Source organism: Candidatus Saccharimonadales bacterium (assembly GCA_035697325.1).
Taxonomy (GTDB): domain Bacteria; phylum Patescibacteriota; class Saccharimonadia; order Saccharimonadales; family Saccharimonadaceae; genus JALRBM01.
Genome location: DASSDB010000001.1, coordinates 18143 through 38800, shown reverse-complemented (window position 1 = coordinate 38800; position 20658 = coordinate 18143). Strand labels below are relative to the sequence as shown.

General features: G+C 47.7%; 25 protein-coding genes. 5 read left to right on the top strand and 20 right to left on the bottom strand.

Annotated elements, in window-relative coordinates; genetic code table 11:
- Nucleotides 1-102 precede the first annotated feature (102 nt).
- Together VFH06_00215 and VFH06_00210 are read left to right on the top strand one after the other, a co-directional pair.
- Entirely contained in the window at nucleotides 103-486 is a 384-nt protein-coding gene (locus VFH06_00215; protein HET6746517.1) for a hypothetical protein, read from the top strand.
- 137 nt (nucleotides 487-623) lie between these two features.
- Entirely contained in the window at nucleotides 624-983 is a 360-nt protein-coding gene (locus VFH06_00210) for a hypothetical protein (GenBank protein ID HET6746516.1), read from the top strand.
- Between the two features lie 48 nt (nucleotides 984-1031).
- Here the strand turns inward: VFH06_00210 and VFH06_00205 are convergent, their stop codons facing one another.
- The 4 genes from VFH06_00205 to VFH06_00190 all read right to left on the bottom strand — a co-directional run bounded on the left by VFH06_00205 (nucleotide 1032) and on the right by VFH06_00190 (nucleotide 4284).
- Nucleotides 1032-1862, bottom strand: coding sequence for a sugar phosphate nucleotidyltransferase (locus VFH06_00205; GenBank protein HET6746515.1), 831 nt, complete (start codon nucleotides 1860-1862; stop codon nucleotides 1032-1034).
- Nucleotides 1863-1874: 12 nt separating this feature from the next.
- Nucleotides 1875-3542: a lamin tail domain-containing protein gene (locus tag VFH06_00200; protein HET6746514.1), complete on the bottom strand. Its 1668-nt coding sequence runs from the start codon at nucleotides 3540-3542 to the stop codon at nucleotides 1875-1877.
- A 133-nt stretch (nucleotides 3543-3675) separates the two neighbouring features.
- Nucleotides 3676-4053: a metallopeptidase family protein gene (locus tag VFH06_00195; protein HET6746513.1), complete on the bottom strand. Its 378-nt coding sequence runs from the start codon at nucleotides 4051-4053 to the stop codon at nucleotides 3676-3678.
- An 18-nt stretch (nucleotides 4054-4071) separates the two neighbouring features.
- The gene (locus VFH06_00190; protein ID HET6746512.1) at nucleotides 4072-4284 is read right to left on the bottom strand and encodes a hypothetical protein; all 213 of its coding nucleotides are present in this window, start codon (nucleotides 4282-4284) and stop codon (nucleotides 4072-4074) included.
- 411 nt (nucleotides 4285-4695) lie between these two features.
- Between VFH06_00190 and VFH06_00185 the strand changes: the two genes are divergently transcribed.
- Entirely contained in the window at nucleotides 4696-5124 is a 429-nt protein-coding gene (locus VFH06_00185; protein HET6746511.1) for a hypothetical protein, read from the top strand.
- A 63-nt stretch (nucleotides 5125-5187) separates the two neighbouring features.
- On the opposite strand, the gene ileS is transcribed toward VFH06_00185, so the two are convergent.
- Nucleotides 5188-8103 (bottom strand): isoleucine--tRNA ligase, encoded by a 2916-nt coding sequence (ileS, locus tag VFH06_00180; GenBank protein HET6746510.1) that lies wholly within the window; start codon nucleotides 8101-8103, stop codon nucleotides 5188-5190.
- Nucleotides 8100-8627 carry a GNAT family N-acetyltransferase gene (locus tag VFH06_00175; protein ID HET6746509.1) on the bottom strand — a complete coding sequence of 176 codons (528 nt, stop codon included), beginning with the start codon at nucleotides 8625-8627 and terminating at the stop codon, nucleotides 8100-8102. Before VFH06_00175 ends, ileS begins: the two co-directional genes overlap by 4 nt.
- 393 nt (nucleotides 8628-9020) lie before the next feature.
- On the opposite strand from VFH06_00175, the gene radC reads away from it, so the two are divergent.
- Entirely contained in the window at nucleotides 9021-9686 is a 666-nt protein-coding gene (gene radC, locus VFH06_00170; protein ID HET6746508.1) for a DNA repair protein RadC, read from the top strand.
- Between the two features lie 15 nt (nucleotides 9687-9701).
- Nucleotides 9702-10655 carry a hypothetical protein gene (locus VFH06_00165; GenBank protein HET6746507.1) on the top strand — a complete coding sequence of 318 codons (954 nt, stop codon included), beginning with the start codon at nucleotides 9702-9704 and terminating at the stop codon, nucleotides 10653-10655.
- Here VFH06_00165 and VFH06_00160 read toward each other — a convergent pair whose 3' ends face one another.
- The 14 genes from VFH06_00160 to VFH06_00095 form a co-directional block, all read right to left on the bottom strand.
- Entirely contained in the window at nucleotides 10656-11429 is a 774-nt protein-coding gene (locus tag VFH06_00160; GenBank protein ID HET6746506.1) for a DUF1295 domain-containing protein, read from the bottom strand.
- On the bottom strand, nucleotides 11426-12052 hold the full coding sequence (locus VFH06_00155; protein HET6746505.1) for a vitamin K epoxide reductase family protein: 627 nt from the start codon (nucleotides 12050-12052) through the stop codon (nucleotides 11426-11428). Before VFH06_00155 ends, VFH06_00160 begins: the two co-directional genes overlap by 4 nt.
- Nucleotides 12045-12287, bottom strand: coding sequence for a hypothetical protein (locus VFH06_00150; protein ID HET6746504.1), 243 nt, complete (start codon nucleotides 12285-12287; stop codon nucleotides 12045-12047). Before VFH06_00150 ends, VFH06_00155 begins: the two co-directional genes overlap by 8 nt.
- A 25-nt stretch (nucleotides 12288-12312) precedes the next feature.
- Nucleotides 12313-12762 (bottom strand): transcriptional regulator NrdR, encoded by a 450-nt coding sequence (gene nrdR / locus VFH06_00145; GenBank protein ID HET6746503.1) that lies wholly within the window; start codon nucleotides 12760-12762, stop codon nucleotides 12313-12315.
- 18 nt (nucleotides 12763-12780) lie between these two features.
- Nucleotides 12781-13980 carry a cell division protein FtsZ gene (gene ftsZ, locus VFH06_00140; protein HET6746502.1) on the bottom strand — a complete coding sequence of 400 codons (1200 nt, stop codon included), beginning with the start codon at nucleotides 13978-13980 and terminating at the stop codon, nucleotides 12781-12783.
- A gap of 64 nt (nucleotides 13981-14044) precedes the next feature.
- The gene (gene ftsA, locus VFH06_00135) at nucleotides 14045-15286 is read right to left on the bottom strand and encodes a cell division protein FtsA (protein ID HET6746501.1); all 1242 of its coding nucleotides are present in this window, start codon (nucleotides 15284-15286) and stop codon (nucleotides 14045-14047) included.
- 145 nt (nucleotides 15287-15431) lie between these two features.
- Nucleotides 15432-16202 (bottom strand): hypothetical protein, encoded by a 771-nt coding sequence (locus VFH06_00130; GenBank protein HET6746500.1) that lies wholly within the window; start codon nucleotides 16200-16202, stop codon nucleotides 15432-15434.
- A 52-nt stretch (nucleotides 16203-16254) separates the two neighbouring features.
- Nucleotides 16255-17010 carry a type I methionyl aminopeptidase gene (map, locus tag VFH06_00125; GenBank protein HET6746499.1) on the bottom strand — a complete coding sequence of 252 codons (756 nt, stop codon included), beginning with the start codon at nucleotides 17008-17010 and terminating at the stop codon, nucleotides 16255-16257.
- Nucleotides 16995-17540, bottom strand: a complete 546-nt coding sequence (locus VFH06_00120; protein HET6746498.1) for a nucleoside monophosphate kinase — start codon at nucleotides 17538-17540, stop codon at nucleotides 16995-16997. Before VFH06_00120 ends, map begins: the two co-directional genes overlap by 16 nt.
- Before the next feature lies 1 nt (nucleotide 17541).
- The gene (locus VFH06_00115) at nucleotides 17542-18000 is read right to left on the bottom strand and encodes a GatB/YqeY domain-containing protein (GenBank protein HET6746497.1); all 459 of its coding nucleotides are present in this window, start codon (nucleotides 17998-18000) and stop codon (nucleotides 17542-17544) included.
- 3 nt (nucleotides 18001-18003) lie between these two features.
- Nucleotides 18004-18219, bottom strand: a complete 216-nt coding sequence (locus tag VFH06_00110) for a hypothetical protein (GenBank protein HET6746496.1) — start codon at nucleotides 18217-18219, stop codon at nucleotides 18004-18006.
- A gap of 117 nt (nucleotides 18220-18336) precedes the next feature.
- Nucleotides 18337-18645, bottom strand: coding sequence for a hypothetical protein (locus VFH06_00105; GenBank protein ID HET6746495.1), 309 nt, complete (start codon nucleotides 18643-18645; stop codon nucleotides 18337-18339).
- Between the two features lie 70 nt (nucleotides 18646-18715).
- A complete protein-coding gene (recJ, locus tag VFH06_00100; protein HET6746494.1) occupies nucleotides 18716-20344 on the bottom strand; it encodes a single-stranded-DNA-specific exonuclease RecJ in 1629 nt (542 codons plus the stop codon).
- Nucleotides 20344-20616, bottom strand: a complete 273-nt coding sequence (locus tag VFH06_00095) for a winged helix-turn-helix domain-containing protein (protein ID HET6746493.1) — start codon at nucleotides 20614-20616, stop codon at nucleotides 20344-20346. Before VFH06_00095 ends, recJ begins: the two co-directional genes overlap by 1 nt.
- Nucleotides 20617-20658 lie beyond the last annotated feature (42 nt).

Below are 20658 nucleotides of genomic sequence, written 5' to 3'. Positions count from 1 at the left end.
CGGGCGTTGCTCCCTGAAATTATTTCTTATTTATTGACTACTTTGTATATTTATGGTATAGTGGTAAGGCTCTTTTTCCTACTAGAGATCGGAGTGATTATCGTGGCAGAGCAAGAAGAGGTGCAGGAGGTTCTCCGCACCGCGCAGAGCCTGGTCGTCGCGAACTACCGCCTCGTCATGACCTGGTTCGAAAAGGCCGTCCAGGTGAGGCTGAGGTACGAAATGGAACTGGACCGAAGGGCCCGCAGGTTCATCGTGGGCAACATGGAAGAGGTGTGGGGGTCGACCCCATTCTACGCACCGTCCCTCACGCCGCCCGGCGCGCACTGCGACGAGGAATACGTCAACTGGGTGATGAGCAGCATCATGTATCTGCTCGATCCCAAGAACGACGACTACAGCAAGTGGTCAAGCCACGCCTTCATCATCATGAACGAATGCCGCGAGCATCTCGGCTTGCCCAAACTCGAACAGATCTCCGCGTAGGCAGAGCTCGCCCGGTGTGCCTCCATGGACACCGGGCGAAGTTCCTTAGAATTTATTTCTTCTCTTATGTATTGATCCTTCAATAACATGATGGTACTGTAAAAAAGCTCTTTTTTCTAGACAGGACGGAGTTTATTGTGTCGGAGTTATCCGATCGTGCAAAGCTGCTTGATGAAGCAGCCAACCTCAACCTCACCCACGTCCAGGACACTGCCCGGTGGTTCAACAACATCGCGGAGTACTGGCTCAAAACCGGTATCAAGATTGACCCGACCCAAGTGCGACACCATATCTTCTCGGAGATGCGAGAGCTGTGGAAAACCAATCGGCCCGTGCTTGTCCCTCCTGCCACGAGGAACAGCCGCGAGTACGACTGCTGGGTGCGCAGCTGGGTCGTGTACTTCCTGAGGGATGACGACGCCGATCGCAACAACATCATCCTGGTGCTCGGCGAGCTGCGTGAATGGCTTAGCCTCCCGCGTCTCGACGTTCAGTAGCAGAAAAACGAGCTGCCCGGTTATCCTACATGATACCGGGCAAAGCTCCTAGAATTTATTTTGCGTAAGGACAACTTGATTGGCATGGAGCCAGCCCTCAACACTGCCGGCATCCAAATACTCTCCCTTTGCCTCTCCCACGATTATCTGCTTTCCACCCGCGACATATTCATTGATCGGATCAATGATCATATATTCACCAGTATGAAGGGTGTTCATGTCACGCTCCAAATAATCAAACATTACACGATCAAATAGGTAAAAGCTGGCATTGTTGAGGTTGCTTGGTGCTGTTTCTGGAGTGGGGTGTTCAACAATTCGTTTATAAAAATTGTTCTCATCCTTATCAATCACCCCGTACTTCTGGACTTCTTCAATTGGAACAGGCACGCCAAAAAGTCCTACGGTAAGATTATTCTCGGCAACGAGCCTTATCAAATCAGCGGCGTTCGAACCACCGTCAGTACGATAGAAGAATTGATCACCCATTATCACGAGCACTTGCTCTTCTGGTTCAATAAATTCTCTACATAGCCATACCGGCACCGTCGTACCGTATTTATCAGTAGTATCTTGAGTAATGTAATGGAAGTTTATCTCGCTAGGTGGAGTTATCTGTGGCAGCATCGCCTCCTTCCCATTTTTTCGCAGATATACCTCAAGTTGTTCATTGCGTGCATAATAGTTTTTAAGTTGCGGCGCATCACCGCTCACTACAAAGTAGATATCTTTTATTCCCGCACGCATACAATCTTGTACGACAAAATCAATCACAGGTATATTCCCTATAGGCAACATACATTTTTCAATAGCTTTGGTAATTGGCAGCCGACGCGTCCCCCAGCCAGCCACAGGTATAATTGCTTTGGTTACATTCATATACGTAGTGTACTACACGCTATCCGGTAATGGAGTACGAACTGCCCGACGGGCTCTATAAAATGTCACGATAATGGTCACTATTAATAAAAACCACCAGTACCACAAAACTCCAAAGATACGCCAGCCACTCTCTGTTGGAGCAACGGCAGTAAGTTTTGTGTTCTGATCAGTTGCGGGAAGCGATACGGGGGTTGTTCGAGCTGTACTGCTCAATTGATCGCTCGTATTTACCACTTCAACAGAGGGAAGATCGAGCGGCTTAGGCACCACAAAAGGTTGAGCAAGTTGTTTACTTAATTGGTCAAGCAATGGGTCTATTGCTTGGGACGAAAGGACTAGCGAACCTCCTCCAGGTGTATTATCCACTGTCACTGTCCGCGTTAAAAAAGCTTCGTTTCCTGCCGCATCCACTCCACGAAAACGTATCTCATACACTCCATCTTCTTCCGTTTTTGTATCCCATAGATACGAAAGGACGGTCGAACCGCTCTCTGTTTCAGCCGTATCACTTTGGTCCTTTGCGTCCATGGTTACGGATTTTCCGCTATGCTCAATGGCTATGTCATATTCCCCAGGGTGCTCCTCTTGAGCCATTAAAGTCACCTGCACCTTTCCCTCCACTATCGCACCTTCACCTATGTTGGTTGACAATTCCGGAGCCGATCTATCAACCACAAACGACAGCACCTGCTCACCGGGGTTACCCACGTCGTCAATCGCCCGCAATTTTAATATATGTATGCCCTCGTTCAGGTTCCCTGCCGTAAATGAGCCTGTTATATGCAAGCGCCCTTCATTATCCCAAGCGCTTGAAACTTGCTGAGTAACATCAGTCCCGTCCAGCTCAAGAGTAAATGGCGTTTCTTCGCGAGCTCCAATGATCGAGGCCTGAAAAGGAATAGTCTGACCCATAGGGCCGCCAAAGAGCTCCGTCATACCAGGTCGTTCAATTGTTATTCCGGGTCCGTTAGTGTCAACTCGCACACGCCATACGGTGCTCCAATCGCTATAATTCTGCGATTGATCAACTGCCCGCACTTGCCAATACCATTCGCCGTCTCCAGCATCAATATTATTGCGAAACGCAATACTTGTCCCGTCTACTCCAGATGAGAAGCCTGATCCCAAAAGCTCCGGGCTAGTAGCCATACGAAACTCGTATGTTACCGGCCCACTATTATCACTTGCCGGCTGCCATGAGAAGGCAAAATCCAGCGTCGTTTCTGCTGTATCATTGGGTGCCCCACCGCCCGGAACACTAGGGGAAAGAAAATCAGTCTTATTAGAGAAGCCTTTGGTTGAAGTGCCCACCGCCCATACCGCACCTCCGTCCACCCGACGAGCCAGGCTCTGAAGCGCTCCCGGCGCTTCAAGCGTGCTTCCCTCGCTGTAGGCTACCTCATTTATAAGCATCTCTCCTTCGTCAAAGAGCCGGATCATATCACCAGAAGTTTCGAGTGTGATGTTTACTACTACAAATCCATGCGAAGCAAGAACCGTATTTATTGTTTCTGTCTGTGTTTTTGACTGAAGCCGCCAACCAGTCAGTGTGATGGGAGTTTCTGTCATATTATAAAGCTCCACCCACCCAGGCTGCGTGCTTAGCTCATTAATAACGACCTCTCCAGGTTGGATAGTACTCGCATAGGCAGGCAGCGAAAAGAAGGGTTGTAGCATACACAGCCACCCCATTGCGATGATCCCTATCCGACGTATCTTACGCCTTTTCGCTAGCCACACGTTTTTACTCCCTCACACTCTATATATAGAGCATACTAATTCTAGTATACCATAGGCCCAAGGGGTCAGACTATTGGCGCTGCTGAAGCTCGTCCATACGCTTATGGCTTAGACCATAGTAGTGGGCGATTTCGTGCCAAAGCGTTCGCTTTACTTGCTCAAATAATTGAACCTCATCTCGCACGACCGCAAGAATGGAATGCTTAAACAGAGTAATTTTATCCGGTAATACAAAAGTATATCCACTTCCACGCTGTGTCAGCGGAATACCTTCGTACAAACCAAGCAAAAGATGGTTCTGGTCAATTTTCATTTTTACTTTTTGCTCTTCGGTTGGCTCATCTTCATATACGATCGCCACATTTTCAAGGCCACGAATATATTCTTGAGGAAGCTCATCCATGGCACGCGTGATCAGCTGGTCAAATTGTTCGTCAGATAATTGCATTACTATAAAAAGTATAGTTTATTCTTTTGTAAAATCAAACCATTCGGGGTCTTTTTGAATATCTTGCTGAACCGACTGCCAATACGCCTCTATCTCTCCCTCGTTGAGACCCTCTTCAAGTGTAATAGCTTCAGCCTCAAGTTGCTCTGCCTCTATCTCTTCGCTAAGACCGTTACCGAGCGGGTCAACCCTACTAAATGATACTGGTGAGTGAAATAAGTGAAATTTCATGTTTTTTGTTTTGTTTATAATTTACTTTTAGATTAGCATAAAATTGGTAAAAAGTCAATATTTCTGTTCGAGTGCCTTGTGAAGCTTATGCTACTAGCAAGGAAACAGCGCTTGAGCTCTTCGCCTTTATGGTGGAAATCGGTATTAAACACCGAGATCTTTGAAACAAAATCAATTATACCTGGCTTTCAGGTGTAATTTTTATTGCTATATGCTATAAAAATGTTATAATAATGCTTGGTGCTGCCTTTTGTATATGTGAAGTATTACTTGTAAATCACGTTTGGAACACATATATAATCTGGCAAATAAGCACTCATTGGTAGTTTTGCAAACTATGGCATTTAGCTCGGGCAGCACCACTCCCGACTCTCACTCCAACCCGGAATGAGTCCTGAAAAGGAGAGTGCCATGAATGGAAACACCCCCCTTCTCGATGAGATATTCGCGCGCGCCTGCGCGTTTGTCGAGGAGAATCGTGAGGTGACACTCCGTGGGATCAACTTCCACGGGTGCACCCACAGCGGAATCGAGTGGACGGTGAAGGCTTACAGTCATCACCCCGAGGTCACGGGCAACCTGCCTGTCATCGGCGCTCCCCCATTCGACCCGCAGCAGTGGCTGGCCGAGCTGGCCAGCACAGGTCGCAAGGCCTACAACCCGGGACCGTGGGAGGGAGTTGTCTTCTTCGTGTGGGGCGGCGCCATCGCCGACCTGCCGAAGCAACTCGCCCGCATCCTGGTGGCCGACTACCTCACCGATCGGATCCGCCGCGAGCGCTCCGACCTTCTCGAGCTCGAGATGGAGCGGCGCGAGCAGCGTACGAAGGTGAAGCACTAGTCAGTCGACCCGGTTCGGGACTCTGGATACTTCGGTATCGGGGTCCCGGCCGGGATTTTCTTTTTAAGCAGTTTTTTCTAGAGATACAACCAAAACCATACCCTCTATTTTTACTTCGGTCTTATATTCAAGCTCGCCGTCTTTCACGCCGTTCGCTAACGTTTCCGCTGCGATGACATCGCGGTGTTCTTCAATCGCTTTTTGCAATTCGTTGTCGGCTGTTTCAAGACCTAGGATAATCCGATCATCCACACTAAGTCCGGCTGATTTACGGGCACTTTGTACATGACGGATCACTTCGCGCACGAGACCTTCGCGCTTCAGTTCTGGCGTCAGTGCAAAATCCAATTCAACCGAAGGATTTGGACTGCCTCCGACTTCAGGTCCACTCACCGCCTCAACTTTCTTCACATTGAGCTCATCCTTCACGATTTCAACAAGTTCAGCGTTAAGCTTTTCGGGTACCGCACTGCTCAATACACTTACCAGAGTTGCTTTAGCAAGCGGCTGGCGAACTTTTACTTTTTCAGCTGCGCGCTTGGAAAGACCGTCATTAATCGCCTGGCGAATAGCCCCCATTTCTTTGAGTATCAACTCGTTAATATGTCCCGCAACTGGCCAGTCAAGTAAATGAACACTCTCACCGCCCGTCAATTTCTGGTACAATTCCTCAGCTAAGAACGGTGTAAATGGTGCGATTATCTGCGACAAATGAACCAGCACATAATGAAGCGTCTTGTAAGCGTCGTCCTTATCTTCTTGCTCGTCGCTCTTCCAGAACCGGCGGCGACTGCGGCGTACGTACCAGTTGGATGCGTCTTCTATAAATGGCAAAATCGGTTTGGTCGCATTTGGGATATCGTACGTATCCATATTTTTCTGAATCTCAAGATTGAGCTGGTGAACGCGACTCACAATCCACTGATCAAGCGGATTTTTAAGCTGTTCAGTCGGATCATTCATGTCGCCGTTCCATTCCCAACCATCAACTTCGGCATACATCGTTAAGAAATCATACATGTTCCAGATCATACTCAGCTTACGCGCAACGTCACTTACGTCCTTATCGATGAGTGCGAAGTCTTCGCCGTTTAACACCGGAGAGCTGAGGAGCAAAAAGCGCAAGCTATCAGCCGAGTACTGATCCATGAGCTCGTTCGGGTCGGTAAAGTTACCAAAGCTTTTACTCATTTTGCGCCCGTCATTCCCCGCTAGCGTACCCGTCGTAATGACATTTTTAAATGCATTGCGGCCGAACAATCCCACATTTACAGCATGCACATAATAAAACCAGGCGCGAACCTGACCCACGTATTCAACAATGAAATCACCGGGGAAATTCTGTTCGAATTTTTCAACGTTTTCAAATGGATAGTGGAACTGCGCAAATGGCATGCTACCACTCTCAAACCAACAATCGATCACCTTTTCGATGCGCTTGTAATGCACGCCATCAAGATCAAATTCAATGTCATCAACCCAAGGACGATGATAATCTTCAAGCTCAATCCCACTTAATTCCTTCAGCTCGGCGTAACTTCCCACAACTTTGATATGCTCTTTACCGTTGCTATCCGTTCCTTTCCAAACAGGCATGGCCGTCGCCCAAAAACGATCACGTGAAAGGTTCCAATCGGGCGCCTGGAGTACCGTTTTTTCAAAGCGACCGTGCTTAATATGCTCTGGAAACCAGTTGATATTCTCCGTATTTTGCTCTAGCATTTCTTCGCGCTGGCCATCGATATCCATAAACCAACTCGGGTGGGCCCGGTACATAAGGCGATTACCATTGCGAAGGTTGTGAGGGTATTCATGCTGAATATACTCGATTTTCCAAACAACGCCGCGCTCTTTTAATTCCTTCGCAATTGCCTTGTTCGTTTCCCAAACATCTTGCCCCCGCCAGTCGCCTTCAGTATATTTGCCGTATTCGTCGAGAACATGAATAACCGGAATATTTTTTTCTTGTGCCAATATGAAGTCCTCTTCGCCATAAGCCGGCGCAAGATGAACGATACCGGTACCAGAATCTGTCGTGACATAATCCGCCGCCCAGATCTTATGCGCGTTCTTCCCCCTGTTCGCAAAAAGTGGTTCGTACGTTTTACCTACAAGTTCACCGCCTTTCAGCTCACGAACAACTTTATACGGCAACACATTGTGCTTCTCATCGGTAAGAGCTTTGTCAAGTAATTCTTTTGCCAAGACAAATCGTTCGCCATCCAATTCAACTTCTGCATATTCGGTTTCTTTATTGATAGCAAGGGCCGTATTGCCGGGCAACGTCCATGGCGTTGTTGTCCACGCCAATAAGTAAACATCTTCATCTGTCATTTTAAACTTCACATAAACGCTTGGATCAGTCACTACCTGGTACGCGCCAGCGTCCATGGTTACCTCGGCTTTTGAGAGTGGCGTCGCCCATTTGGTGTCGTACATAAGCACGCGCTCACCTTCATAAATTTTGCCCTTCTCGTAGAGTTGTTTAAACGCCCACCACACACTTTCCATGTAGTCCTTATCCATGGTTTTGTACGCGCCTTTAAAATCAACCCAACGACCGATACGGTCAATCGTGTCTTCCCATAAACCACCCGTCTGAATCATACTTTCACGAGCTGTCGTAATATACTCGGCAAGGCTAATTTTGGTCCCGATTTCATGCCGATCAGTAATACCAAGTTTTTTTTCAACGAAATTCTCAGCCGGCAGTCCATGCGTATCCCAGCCCCATACGCGCTCTACTCGTTTGCCTTTCATTGTCTGATAGCGCGGAACTGCGTCCTTAACGATTGAGCTGAGAAGAGTCCCATGATGCGGCACGCCTGTGATAAATGGTGGACCATCGTAAAATACATAGCCGTTGCTTTCCGATCGATTTTCAACCGACTTTTCAAACGTTTTGTTTTTTTTCCAGAAATCAACGAGGGCTTTCTCGTATTCAAGTGCTCGCCTTCTCGTATTTGCTTTGAATTTCATCCCTTTTCTCCTTCCCGCACCATTGTTATAACTGGCAAAATTTCATGCAAAATATGATCTGATCCCTCAACTTCTCTAAATCCGTACTTACGATAGAATGCTTTTGCGCGCTCGTTATACGAAACGACTTCAAGCTCGATCGTAGCTGGGCCGGCCCAAGACAGAAGTTTCTCCATCAACCGATGTGCAACCCCCGAACCATGATGAGCTACATCAACGTAAAGTGCACCAAGACGGTATTTTCCCGCTTCATTACGGCAGATTCCAAGGCCAACGATCACCCCCTTTTCATTCTCAGCAACAATATATAACGAATCACCTTTATTACTAGCACGGATAAATTCTCGACGCTTCTTCAGATTCTCATCAGTCATCCACTGTTTTGTCCTGGCTTCTACCCATTCTTTCGATACCCCTTTTTCTGGGTTAGGGTATGTATCAAGCCAGGATTTTGCCTGCATAGCCAAAACTGGCAGCTGATCAGCTTCTTGGATGGTTCTAATCGTATACACGCCGGTCTTCATCTTTTGCCTTTCTTAAAACAAAAATCTCTATTTAGTCACTGGAATCCGCTTGCGGCGGACGGTACCATCCAGTTTCTAAAAAGAGATTCTTTCTAGCGCTTGATTGTCTGCTGTAACGTCGCGTATACACGCTGGGTTCTACTCTCTAAAAAGATTTCTTCCCAGTAACTTCGCGGGTGATAGCCGCTCATCTCCTGTAGGCATACAAAAGAACGTTGCTCTTATTTTACCTCATTTCTCCCTGATATGCCAGAGGCAATAGATAGCTTAGAACTAAAAATCTCGCCCAAAGCCGAGCGTATTATGAAATATTTATTAAATACGTGCCAGTTTCTGATCCGTTCTGGCATTATCCTTAGACAAAAGTACATTTTCTGTTACACTGTTGCCAGTATGGCGAGACGAAAAGTGTCACAGTTGCCGACCGAAGATCGGCCTCGTGAGAAATTGGCCCGAAAAGGAACTGCGAGCCTTTCAGACTTCGAGCTGCTTGAAGTAGTTATCGGAAGTGGTAGCCGTGGCACTGATGTCAGTTATCTCGCACGCCAGGTCCAAAAATTACTTGCAAAAGGTACGGACGGCCTCAACCTTGAGAAGCTCACCGCACTTAAAGGCGTTAGTATTGCCACCGCAGGCAAATTGCTCGCCTCTCTTGAGCTTGCCAAGAGATATCTTGTAAAAGACGTTGAGCCGCTACGTACCCAAAAAGATATCCTTACCCGCCTTGCCGATATCCGCGATAAGCAGCAAGAATATTGCGTTTGTCTCGCATTAGACGGTGGGCAACGACTTATCGCACAACGGACTATAACTATAGGCACATTGGATAGTGTTCTCACCCACCCACGTGAAATCTACAGTGATGCCATCGTAGACCGAGCCGCTTCAGTTATCGTGGCTCACAATCATCCTTCAGGCAATGCTCGCCCAAGTGCCAAGGATATTACACTTACGCAACAGCTCGCTGCGGCGGGTCAGCTCCTCGGTATTCCTCTTCGTGATCATATTATTATCACAAAATTAGATCATTTTAGCTTTCGCCAGCATCACATGCTGTGATATAGTAATGAATCAATGAGGGAAAAACCGCTTGCGTATCTGGAAATGAAACGCCCGCCCAAGACGGACACTGCTCTGGCCTCCAATATCGTGCACCATTGGCAGACCAGACATCTATACGGTAAAGCACTTGTTGTTTCTCTTTCTCCCGAGCCCGTAGCCAAGCTTATTCGAAAACAATGGCTCTCTTTGCTTCAATCGCTTCAGCACGAACGCTCCAGGACAATCGATGCCGACCAGCTGCTTCAACTTACCCATAGCATTACCCGCATGCAACAAATGGTAGTAACTATTGATGCCCCGCACGAGTTTCCAGCCGCTCATATATGGTGCATTACGCCCGAGCAGCTATTAAAAAGTGAATTGCCTCGCACCTGCCAGAGCATTTACATTGGTACACAAGTTTCCACCAATCTGAAAGACCATCTTTATGAAATTCTTCCCGCTCATAGTCTCGTCGTCGACTTCGCCCAAAACGAGCCTTGGCTACTAGCGAGCAAATCAATACTGGACGATAAAGTGCATCACGCCTGGGAAGAATTACAGACTTTTTTCTCACAGCATGATATCGATATCCAGCAATTATCTCTCGATTCTATGGATATTGATCGTATTGATGATGCACTCGATGCCTTGCTTGATAGTAGCAGTTCTTTTTTGCGACATGCGCGGCATTTTCAAGAAGCACTCCATCTTGCCCAGCCATTACGGCCAAACTTTAAGCTAAAGGAACAGTACGAATTAGCAAATATGCTGGCTCGTCGGGTGGCGATGCTCACACCAGGTATGCTTCATCATTCGTTCATTCAGTCTGAAAACGACACATTCTCACTATACGACATCGTCTCATCTCAGCGGCACACTCGCGAGTCGCTCACCGCTATGATCGCCCGTCATCTTCAAGCTGGGCGCAAAAATCTCGCGCGCGCACTCGAGACAGCCTTTGTTAATAATACGTTGACGCTCTAATTATTTTGAGCGCGGAGGAAGCGGCACAAACGCGCTCGTGCGATGTTTGTATTCCTTCCATCCCGGTCTCCCCTCAAAATGACGTTCGGTAAGCGGTACGCCAGACACAAACAAAAGCAGAATTGTAATCGTAAGCGGCGCAACAATCGTCAGCCATCCGTACGGTACGGCAAGGGCCATCACATATATTCCCCACCACTGCGTTGCTTCTCCAAAATAATTCGGGTGTCGAGTGTATCGCCATAGTCCTGATGTCATAAGCTTGCCTTTATTTTTAGAGTCAGCTAAGTGGTGCCGCAACTGAGCGTCGCCTACTGACTCAAATATAAACCCAATAATCCATATGGCAGCTCCGACATATACATTCAGGGAAATACCGTGTACATACGAAAGGTTCACGACGATAACCGATAAAGAAATGAGCGTGGCAAGAAACGCTTGCACCAAAAAAATATGCAAGTAAGACTTAAGTGCAAAATGATGATGCCAGCGCTGCTGCATGGCTGCGTACCGCGGATCCTCTTTAGAAGAAGCCAAGAAACGTTTTAGTAGTGAAGAGCTGAGCCGCACAGCCCATACGACAACGAGAGTTGTGACTATGTATTGCAACCATCCAGGCTCACCCCAAAGCAAACTTATCAGCGCAGCAACAATAAATGCTCCACCCCAGGCAACATCGACAATATCTAAACGCCGCCGCCGCCACGCAATGATAAACACGATACTCATGTAAATTATCACCATCACGAGCACCGCTGTTATAAGGAGCATCATAAGAATAAACTATCACCAAATTTAATGAGTACGAGTGCTATCATTAAGACAATCCACGCAGCTGTCGCAATCTTGCCTACGTCACGCGCCATCAGTTCTTGGATTTTTTTATTGATGCTTTCCGAAAAACGAAACGTATTTTCACGTAAATTAAGGTGGGTCAAACTCGCAAAAATCAGCGTGGTCGAAAACGTCACCACCAGACACCATGGGCAAAGCACTTGTATAACATACACGCTACTAAAGAATAGCCAGTAGGCAAAAATAGCTCCTAGTCCATAACAAATATTTGCCACAATCAAGAACCAACGCTTAAACTGCACGCCAGAAAGCCCTGCGACTGCGACGGTTATTACTACAGGGTAAGCCATCAGCCCGATATATGGGTTGGGAAAGCCAAACAGGCTCGCCTGCCATGTCTGCATTACTGTTGCGCAATTTAATACCAAATTAATTGAGCATGTCAGGACGGCATCAGGGTGTTCAAGCAGATGAATTCGCTCTACAGACAAGTCAAAGGCGGAAATAAGACCAGCCACACCAAAAACCAGCATCACACCAAAAAGCCACTTATTTGATCTCTCAGTCGCCTTTTTCTTGCCCCTATTTAAAAATTTAAACATAGTAACTCACCTCGCTAATCGTCGGGAGCGGCAACCCCCTCCACTGCTGCTGCAAAGCTCCATCGTCACTTAGGGCGATAAGTGTTGGATATTCAACAATGTCATAGGCCCTACAAAAAGAAGTGCCATCTGGCGTATCAGGATCAATCACTTCAAGTTCATGCCCCGTTTGGCGTGTAAAATCACGAAGATACTCAGAGACCGTCCGCGCGTAGTCGGTCTCATTTTTTGTCACGATAATCACCCTCATCTTTAAGGCCCTATTTCTTGCGACGTTGCTTTAGAATTTCTTCAAACTCATCAAGTGTCTTAAATTCATGATATACACTAGCAAATCGCACGTACGCAACTTCATTTCGCTCGGCTAACTCATCGAGTACTAAATCACCAATCTGTCGTGAGGTGACCTCACCATCGCCTGATGCATAAAGCATATCTTCGACACGATCGACCATTTCGTCAATTTCCATCTCTGAAGCAAAAAACTTCCCAACCGATCGCTTCACGGCCGTAGAAAGTTTTTCTCTATCAAAAAGCTCACGAGTACTATCTTTTTTCACCACAACTAAGTTGGGGCGTTCGATTCTTTCATAAGTCGTGAACCGATGCTTGCCATCCAACGATTCCCGCCGACGACGAATCGTTAATCCATCGCTTGATTCTCGTGATTCAATCACACGACTATCGCCAATTTTTAGTTTTGGGCGCATACAAACTTACAAGCCTCCTTAGGATTCGTCTGATTTTTTCTTGCGGCGTCGTAGAAAGGCGGGCATGTCAGACTCGTCTTCTTCTTGCGCTGGCGTATTCCAAATATCCTGTGGCGTATCATCCGCAAAAGCCGCAGCAGCATCAGTTTGATCCAATTCCATATTGATGTCTTTTACGGCATCTTCAGAGACAGATTCAGTAACCGTTGGCGTAGGCTCAGCTGTTGCCGCATCAAGCTGTGCAGCTTGCTCGTGGAAGTAGGCACTGTCAAAACCAGTTGCAATAACAGTAATGATCAGTTCATCTTCAAGCTCAGGCTTTAAGGTTGCACCAAAGATAATATTTGCATCTGGAGAAACGGCGCTGGTGATAATTTCAGCAGCTTCTTGAATCTCACTCATGCTCATGTCGTAACCACCAGTTACGTTAAACAGAACGCCCTTTGCACCGTCGATCGAAACTTCAATAAGCGGTGATTCGATAGCCTGCTGAGCGGCCTGCGCAGCACGATCATCGCCACTTGCACGGCCAATCCCCATAAGCGCCGAGCCTGCATTGCTCATGATCGCCTTTACATCGGCAAAGTCCAGATTAATCAATCCATGTTCAGTAATAAGCTCTGAAATACCTTGCACCCCCTGGCGAAGCACGTCATCGGCAATCTTGAAGGTTTCAAGAAGTGGCGTACGACGATCGATTGTCTGCAAAAGTCGATCATTCGGGATTGTAATAAGTGTATCAACATTGCGTCCAAGTTGAACGATTGCACGTTCTGCATTTTGGCGGCGCTTTTCACCCTCAAAACTAAATGGCTTCGTGGCAACACCAACCACCAAAATACCGAGCTCACGAGCGACCTCAGCAACGACCGGGCCCGCACCGCTTCCAGTTCCACCACCTGCACCGATGGTGACAAATACCATATCGGCGCCCTCAAGTGCATCGCGAATTTCATTACGCGATTCATCGGCCGCCGCTTCGCCTGTCGTAGGGTCCGCACCGGCACCCAGCCCATTCGTCGTTGAATGTCCTAAGTGAATCTTCACGTCGGCTTTTGAGTTATGGAGTGCCTGGGCGTCAGTGTTCATAGCAATGAACTGCACACCGGCCAGCCCAGCATCTTTCATGCGGTTTACAGCAGAACCACCGGCGCCACCGACACCGACAACTTTAATGCTCGCAAATGTTTGAATTTCAGTTGGTTTCACTTCAGGCATGGAACTATGCTCTCCCCCAATATTCTCTTCTTACCCAGTATAACATTTATTGTTCAAAAACAAATTACGCCTTAAAACGGCCCAAAAACGACGAAATCATTCCGCCAGCCTTCTTCAACGCGTCCTTGCCATTTTCACCCTTGCCACTCGTGCCCGCCTTCGATGCGGCACCTTCGGCATCAAGCAACATAAGCCCCACGGCCGTGGCAAATTGTGGCTCTTCTATGCTTTCTGCAACTCCACCAAAGCCGGCAGGTTTACCCACTCGTGCGGCAAGCCCCAGCTTTTCCTTGGCGTACTCAGCAATACCTTTGATTTTAGCGGATCCACCCGTCAGGACGATTCCACTTGGAAGCTGACCGGCACGACCGGCACGCTTCAATTCTTTCTGAATAGCATCGAAGATCTCATCAAGTCTCGCCTCTACGATCTCATCCACGTCGTTCGAATCAAAATAAATTGTTTCTTTATCTTGTTTTAAAGAGATACGCTCGTCATTTTTACGAGCGACGGCTGTCCCGTGGCCTACTTTTACTTTTTCCGCAATCTCAGGGTCCGTCTTAAGCCCAATGGCAAGATCATTGGTGATGTTAACACCACCTAGTGGAATGACCGCAACATACTGAAGATCACCCTCTTCAAAAACAGCAATACTGGTCGTGGCACCGCCTAAGTCTACTACCGCTACGCCATTTTCTTTCTGCTGCTCCGTTAAAACGGCCCTCGCCGCCCCCAGCACGGATGGCGTCACCATTTTAAGAGCGACTTTTGCCATTTCAGCAGATTTTTCGAGGTTATGAAGATGTGGCCCCAGAGCAGATACGACGTTGGCGTTGATTTCGAGCCGGGTGCCAGTCATGCCGAGTGGATCCTTAATATTATCTTGGCCGTCAAGGCGATAGCTGTGTGGGACAACTTCAAGAATCTCGCGATTAGCGGGTACTTTGCCTAATGTCGCTACTTCTTCAATACGTGCCAAATCCGCCTGAACAATCTCATGATCCATTGCACCAACCGCTATCATGCCGTCGGCTTTAGTGCTTATTATATGCGATCCATTAATACTTAGTACGGCAGCATCTACTTGGTAGCCGCTCATCCGCTCTGCTTCACCAAGCGCCTCATCAATTGCCTGCGCAGGACCCGCTAAGTGGGCTACAACTCCTTTACGCATGCCACTATTTGCCGCCGAACCCACTCCAACAACGGTGGGAGTCCCTGTAGTTGCATCGATATGGCCAACCACGCAGCGTATAGTAGTCGTACCGATATCAATACCGACGGCATATCGAGAAGTTTCTTGCATACGCTACAGTATAACGCTTATGCACTGTTTTGCCTAGTTTTTCATGCTGCTAAGGCCTTCATCCTGGTGATGTTGTATATCTCCTAATAATAGACACCTGGTGTCGTTTGATACCAGGTGTCCGCTTTTCTCTTTTACAATACTTTTAATATATAGGCGTGGATTTATCGATTTTATCGAGTTCTTTATCAATATTACCCGCAATTTTTTGAGCTCGCTCAACGTCTTTATCAAGGTCATCATAATTGCGATAGTTGTACGTATTGTACGAGTCGAGTCCATCACCACCAGTTTTTTTACTAGGATCATTAAAGGTAACTGATGCACCCCAATATCCTTTATTAAAAACGGGGTCATCTTTGGCTATAGAAACAACCGAATTGATGCCCGGGTTCGTGTCTGTTTTGGGATTTGTCTCCCATATCTCAGCAGACTTTACCTGCGTAACATCCGGCTTACCTTGGGCATCTTCACCAACAACAGCTCTCACTCGGTATTCACCGCCATTAACTTCTTTTGAATAAGAAAGGATCGAATTAGCACTATTTGATGAATCCTCAGTGACAGATGCGATGCCGCTCTTGCTATCCCAGCCATTTTTGTTCATTGCTTCTACTTTATCCATAACGAAACGAGCAGTTTTTTCGGCTGTGGGTTTTAGGGCTGGCTCAAACCGTTCATTCATCTGCGCGACCTCTTCCGTACGCTCAGACTTGCTAAGCTGATCCAAGCCATAACCGGCACCAGCGAGTATACCACCTGCAAGGGTCCCTGCTAAAATCCTTTTACCCCACTTGCGCAAACGAGATTCAGATCGAGACTCTCGCTCTTCTCCCTCAGGACGATCGTAGCCTGGCTCAGTGAGACCATTAAATATTTCTTTGAAAGTAGGTGCGTGATTTTTTATTTTTGCCATGCCATAATGTATTTATTTATAGCATAAGCTTTACAAAAAAGCAATAGCAGTATTACAGGTGAGTGAGTATTTCGGCGCCAGTCTCTGTCACAAGCACCGTGTGTTCAAAGTGTGCCGCGAGGCTGCCATCGCGCGTTGAGATGGTCCAACCATCATCTTCATTCACTATTCTTTCGCCGCCAAGTGTTGCCATCGGTTCGATGGCAACTGTGTCTCCTGGCTTTAGGAGAACACCCGTTCCTCTCCGGCCATAATTGGGAAGTTCTGGCGGCATATGCATTTCAAAGCCAACACCGTGACCCACCAGCTCCCTTACAATGCCAAGCTTACCTTCATGAAGCACTTTCTCGATCGCAGCTGCGATATCACCCGTATACGTCGAGCCTTTGATAGCATCAATACCCGCGTAAAGACTTCGCTCCGTGTAGCTTAATAGGTGTTTTTTTGCGCCGCTTGGCTTTTCACCGACAATCGTCGTAAATGCCGAGTCTGTCTTCATATTTTTATATGCGATCACCAAGTCAAAACTTACAACATCGCCCGTTTCGAACTCGTAATCCGTAGGGATACCATGAACGATCTGCTCATTTATACTGATGCAAATAACATTTGGGAACTGCACTTCGCTTGTTTTATACGTCGCAATCGCACCGTGCGCCTTAATCTCTTTTTCTACCCATGCATCAAGCTCTAGCCCCGTGACACCCGGCTTCACTTGTTTTTTCAACCCATCAAAAATCGTGGCAAGGATTTTGCCGCCTTCGCGCATCGCATCAAGCTGAGCGGGTGTTTTTAAACCAGTTTGCATGCCTCAAGCTCTTCCATAATTCGATCGTGCACTTGCCCAACGGTGCCTGTTCCATCAATGTGTGCAATATTCACACCTTGCTCAGTCAGGTAGGTGAGAATCGGGTAAATTTCAGTTCGGTAAATCTTAAGACGCTCATCAACCGCTTCGGGAGTATCATCAACTCGGCCGCGTACCTCAATGCGCTTGAGGAGTTCGCTGCGAGGCACTTCCAAAACGATTACGATAGCGATCGAACGTTCGTGCTCTGGCTGCGTTTCAACAAGCCATTTAGCCTGCGAAAGTTGGCGGGGAAATCCATCTAAGATAACACGATCGATGTTTTTGGCCCGCTTAAGCGCTTGGCCCATCAGCTTGTTTACCTTTTCGGTATCAACAAGTTTGCCCGTTTGCATATCTTTAATAAGTTCGATGTCGTGGGTATCGCGCAGCAGCTGTCCAGCGCTAAGCCAGCGCCACCCATTACGCGCAGCCAACATTTGCCCCTGGACGCTTTTTCCCGCTCCCGCCGGACCAAAAAATACGATCATACTACTCCTTCGCTAGTGTTTCTTTTACGATGCGAGCCAAGCTGGCACCATCAGCCGCATTGCCTACTTCTTTTTTAACAGCACCAATCACTTGGCCCATCATCTTTATATCAGTCGCACCAAGCTCAGCAACCTTTGCGTCAATCACTGTTTTCAGTTCCGCCTCGCTCAATTGCTCGGGTAAATAACGGCTCAGAACCTCAGCTTCTCGTCGCTCTTGATCCGCCGCATCCTCACGCATGTTTTGATCGTAAATAGCTGCGCTTTCGTAGCGTTTCTTTACTTCTTTTGCAATAATCTGCTCAATCGTGGCGTCATCAAGGCCCGTATCGCGTTTGCCTTGAGCTACTTCTTCATTAAGAATAGCCGCCTTAAGATTTCTGAGTGTCTCGCCCACAAAACGATCGCCGCCTAACAAGGCGGCTTTCATATCGTCTGCAATGCGCTGATTAAGCGCCATAATTTAGCGGATCCCCAAGCGAGCTTTAGCCAACTTGTCAGCTTTTCGCTCTTTGCGAATAATTGCCTTCTTGCGACGCTCAACCTTGCTCTCGTCCTTGCTAAAGCGCATTTTTGCCTTAGCCTGAGCAAGCACACCACTCTGCAACACCTTGCGGTTGAAGCGACGAATGATGTTTGCGTTTGCTTCGCGTTCGTCTTTACGTGTAACTTGTACCATATCGCTTGCTATTGTAACAGAGATCCCTTCTCTATGCAATGGCCTCCAAAAATGAAATTGAGCCCGCCCCGAAGGAGCTTTTGGAAGAAAACTTCCTAGGCTCAACTTCGAAGCGGGCTATACCAGCAGGTCACCCAGGACTTCCTTCGCCTTCTCGTCAAAGACCAGGGAGATGGCCCGTATAACCATCGGGTCCAGTTCGGGGTGCTGCTTGCGGAGGCTCCGAGACTTCGTCGAGTAGTAGAGGTTCACGGTCGGCTCGCCACCTTCGACGGTGAATTCGACTTGGTCGAGTTCGGGACCGAACCCCGCGATAAGAGGCTCCATCTTGTCTTCCAGCTTACGCTGGAGTCGTTCCCAGTCGGCGACTTCGGGAAGCCGTGTCATGCTCCTGCCGGTTTTGTAACCTCCGGTCTTGGGGTACATATCTCACTCGTTTCTTCCGAGAATGGATATTGTTCCATTATTAAAACTCCTGGCAAGAAAATATACAAGCTTAAAAACTTTCCAGGTGAAGTAGTCGCCCTTCAACACTTCGTCGCCCTTGCCATTCGTTCAAGGTTGGATGAAACCACGCTTTTACTCGTTCACCTGGTTTAACAAAAAAATGGGCTGGCGCGTTAAACGCCAAAAACTGCATAGCCTGGTGCAAACCATCCTCAAGCTCTAACTTTACATGCTGCGCGTCCGCTCCCATCCTACGAATTCCAGTAACAAGCAGGCCATCAGCCCGAAGAACCGGCTCGGGATTGCCATTACCGAACGGTTCAAGTTGCTGAAGCTGCTTTAAAAGATCCTCGCTAATATCTGTTAGTTTTTCAATCACCACATCTTCTTTTGGAAGTAAAAGTGCCGCCTGATTTAACAAATTCTGCGATCGATAAAACTCGTTCACACGCTGCCGAAAGGCACCAATATTTTCCGTCGGCAGTGTAACGCCTGCCGCTAGCTTATGCCCACCGCCCTTTGTGATAATGTCATCCGCTGCTCGTATCGCATCGGCTGCACTGAAATCCCCGTAGCTCCTTGCCGAGCCTTTACTCTCTTCACCCATTTCCTGAAGCACGTACGTGGGTTTTTGATATTTTTCGAGCAGTTTTGCGGCCACAATCCCGATGATTCCATGATTCCAGTCTGTATGACTTACTACAAGTACTGGATCGTCTGTGTGTTGTTCCGCCTGAAGAATAGCCGCCTTAAAAATAGCATCTTGGTCGCGTCTTCTCGAAACATTTAATGCATCCAACTGCTGCGCTTTTTCAAGCGCGAGAAGAGACTCCGTGGCCCGTAGCATATCAAGCGAATACTGGGCGGTTTCGAGTCGTCCGGCAGCATTCATACGCGGACCCAACCCAAATCCCAAACTTCTGGCATTCACCATACCTGGATCTACGCCAGCAACCGCCATCAGGGCGCGGAGCCCGGGTCGACGCGTTTTTGAGAGCACCTTGAGCCCCCAATACACATTCGCACGATTTTCATCAACCAGCGTTACTACGTCACATACTGTACCTAGCGCCACCAAATCAAGAAGCCATTTTTCTTGCCCGGGCGGTAGTCCGTCCAGTCGCGTCTGTAGGGCCTGTACTAGCTTAAATGCTACCCCCACGCCCGCCAAATCGATAAATGGGTATGAATGATCGGGGCGCTTCGGATTAATGACCGCGACGGCGGGAGGCTGTACTGGAGCAACGTTGTGATGATCGGTCACAATCACATCCATTCCCAGTTCATTTGCTCGTATAATCTCTTTTTCGCTCAAGCTTCCGCAGTCTACCGTCACGATCAGTTGTGCACCAGTCGCAGCGATTTTCTCAACCGCCTCAACCGTCAAACCATAGCCTTCAACAAACCGATTAGGAATAAATGCTTCTACATTTTTAAACCCAAAAGACTGAAACGCGTCCAGCAACACCGTGGTCGCCGTTAAGCCGTCAATATCATAATCACCGTAGATCATAATTGAATCCTGGCGCTCCCTAGCCTCTACCAGTCGATCGACTGCTGCTTGCATATCCGGTAATAAAAACGGATCGTGCATCGCTTCATATTTTGGTGACAAAAAAATACTCGCCGACTCTTCATCGAGCCCACGAGCTTTCAAAATCTGCCAAAAAAGCGACATTAGATATCAGCAGATGAGCGCTTTGGCCGTGACGCCTGCTGCTGCGATTTAATCACGATACTTTGCAGTTCTTTAAATATGGGAAACTGCTTATTGGTTGAATAAATCTTCGTATTACCCTGCTTCTCACTAGCCAGAAAGCCCACTTTTTCGAGGCGTTTCAGCTCACGCTGGATATTACCTGGATCCTCTTTAATAAGTTTGGCTAAACCCCTTACGTGCGTATGGAAATCAGGATACTTTGCGTAGACAACTACGATTTTCCGTCGCACCCTAGAAGTAATGAAAACATCTAACATTTAATCCCTCGTCTC

Bases quoted from the DNA above. Each gene is read 5' to 3' on its own strand.
- VFH06_00120 (HET6746498.1), bottom strand. From the start codon at position 17,540: ATGATCGTATTTTTTGGTCCGGCGGGAGCGGGAAAAAGCGTCCAGGGG.
- VFH06_00155 (HET6746505.1), bottom strand. From the start codon at position 12,052: ATGTTTAAATTTTTAAATAGGGGCAAGAAAAAGGCGACTGAGAGATCA.
- nrdR (HET6746503.1), bottom strand. From the start codon at position 12,762: ATGCGCCCAAAACTAAAAATTGGCGATAGTCGTGTGATTGAATCACGA.
- VFH06_00110 (HET6746496.1), bottom strand. From the start codon at position 18,219: ATGGTACAAGTTACACGTAAAGACGAACGCGAAGCAAACGCAAACATC.
- ftsA (HET6746501.1), bottom strand. From the start codon at position 15,286: ATGCAAGAAACTTCTCGATATGCCGTCGGTATTGATATCGGTACGACT.
- VFH06_00130 (HET6746500.1), bottom strand. From the start codon at position 16,202: ATGGCAAAAATAAAAAATCACGCACCTACTTTCAAAGAAATATTTAAT.
- VFH06_00175 (HET6746509.1), bottom strand. From the start codon at position 8,627: ATGAAGACCGGCGTGTATACGATTAGAACCATCCAAGAAGCTGATCAG.
- VFH06_00115 (HET6746497.1), bottom strand. From the start codon at position 18,000: ATGGCGCTTAATCAGCGCATTGCAGACGATATGAAAGCCGCCTTGTTA.
- ileS (HET6746510.1), bottom strand. From the start codon at position 8,103: ATGAAATTCAAAGCAAATACGAGAAGGCGAGCACTTGAATACGAGAAA.
- VFH06_00200 (HET6746514.1), bottom strand. From the start codon at position 3,542: ATGCTACAACCCTTCTTTTCGCTGCCTGCCTATGCGAGTACTATCCAA.
- VFH06_00165 (HET6746507.1), top strand. From the start codon at position 9,702: ATGAGGGAAAAACCGCTTGCGTATCTGGAAATGAAACGCCCGCCCAAG.
- recJ (HET6746494.1), bottom strand. From the start codon at position 20,344: ATGTCGCTTTTTTGGCAGATTTTGAAAGCTCGTGGGCTCGATGAAGAG.
- VFH06_00205 (HET6746515.1), bottom strand. From the start codon at position 1,862: ATGAATGTAACCAAAGCAATTATACCTGTGGCTGGCTGGGGGACGCGT.
- map (HET6746499.1), bottom strand. From the start codon at position 17,010: ATGCAAACTGGTTTAAAAACACCCGCTCAGCTTGATGCGATGCGCGAA.
- ftsZ (HET6746502.1), bottom strand. From the start codon at position 13,980: ATGCCTGAAGTGAAACCAACTGAAATTCAAACATTTGCGAGCATTAAA.
- VFH06_00160 (HET6746506.1), bottom strand. From the start codon at position 11,429: ATGATGCTCCTTATAACAGCGGTGCTCGTGATGGTGATAATTTACATG.
- VFH06_00185 (HET6746511.1), top strand. From the start codon at position 4,696: ATGAATGGAAACACCCCCCTTCTCGATGAGATATTCGCGCGCGCCTGC.
- VFH06_00105 (HET6746495.1), bottom strand. From the start codon at position 18,645: ATGTACCCCAAGACCGGAGGTTACAAAACCGGCAGGAGCATGACACGG.
- VFH06_00195 (HET6746513.1), bottom strand. From the start codon at position 4,053: ATGCAATTATCTGACGAACAATTTGACCAGCTGATCACGCGTGCCATG.
- radC (HET6746508.1), top strand. From the start codon at position 9,021: ATGGCGAGACGAAAAGTGTCACAGTTGCCGACCGAAGATCGGCCTCGT.
- VFH06_00190 (HET6746512.1), bottom strand. From the start codon at position 4,284: ATGAAATTTCACTTATTTCACTCACCAGTATCATTTAGTAGGGTTGAC.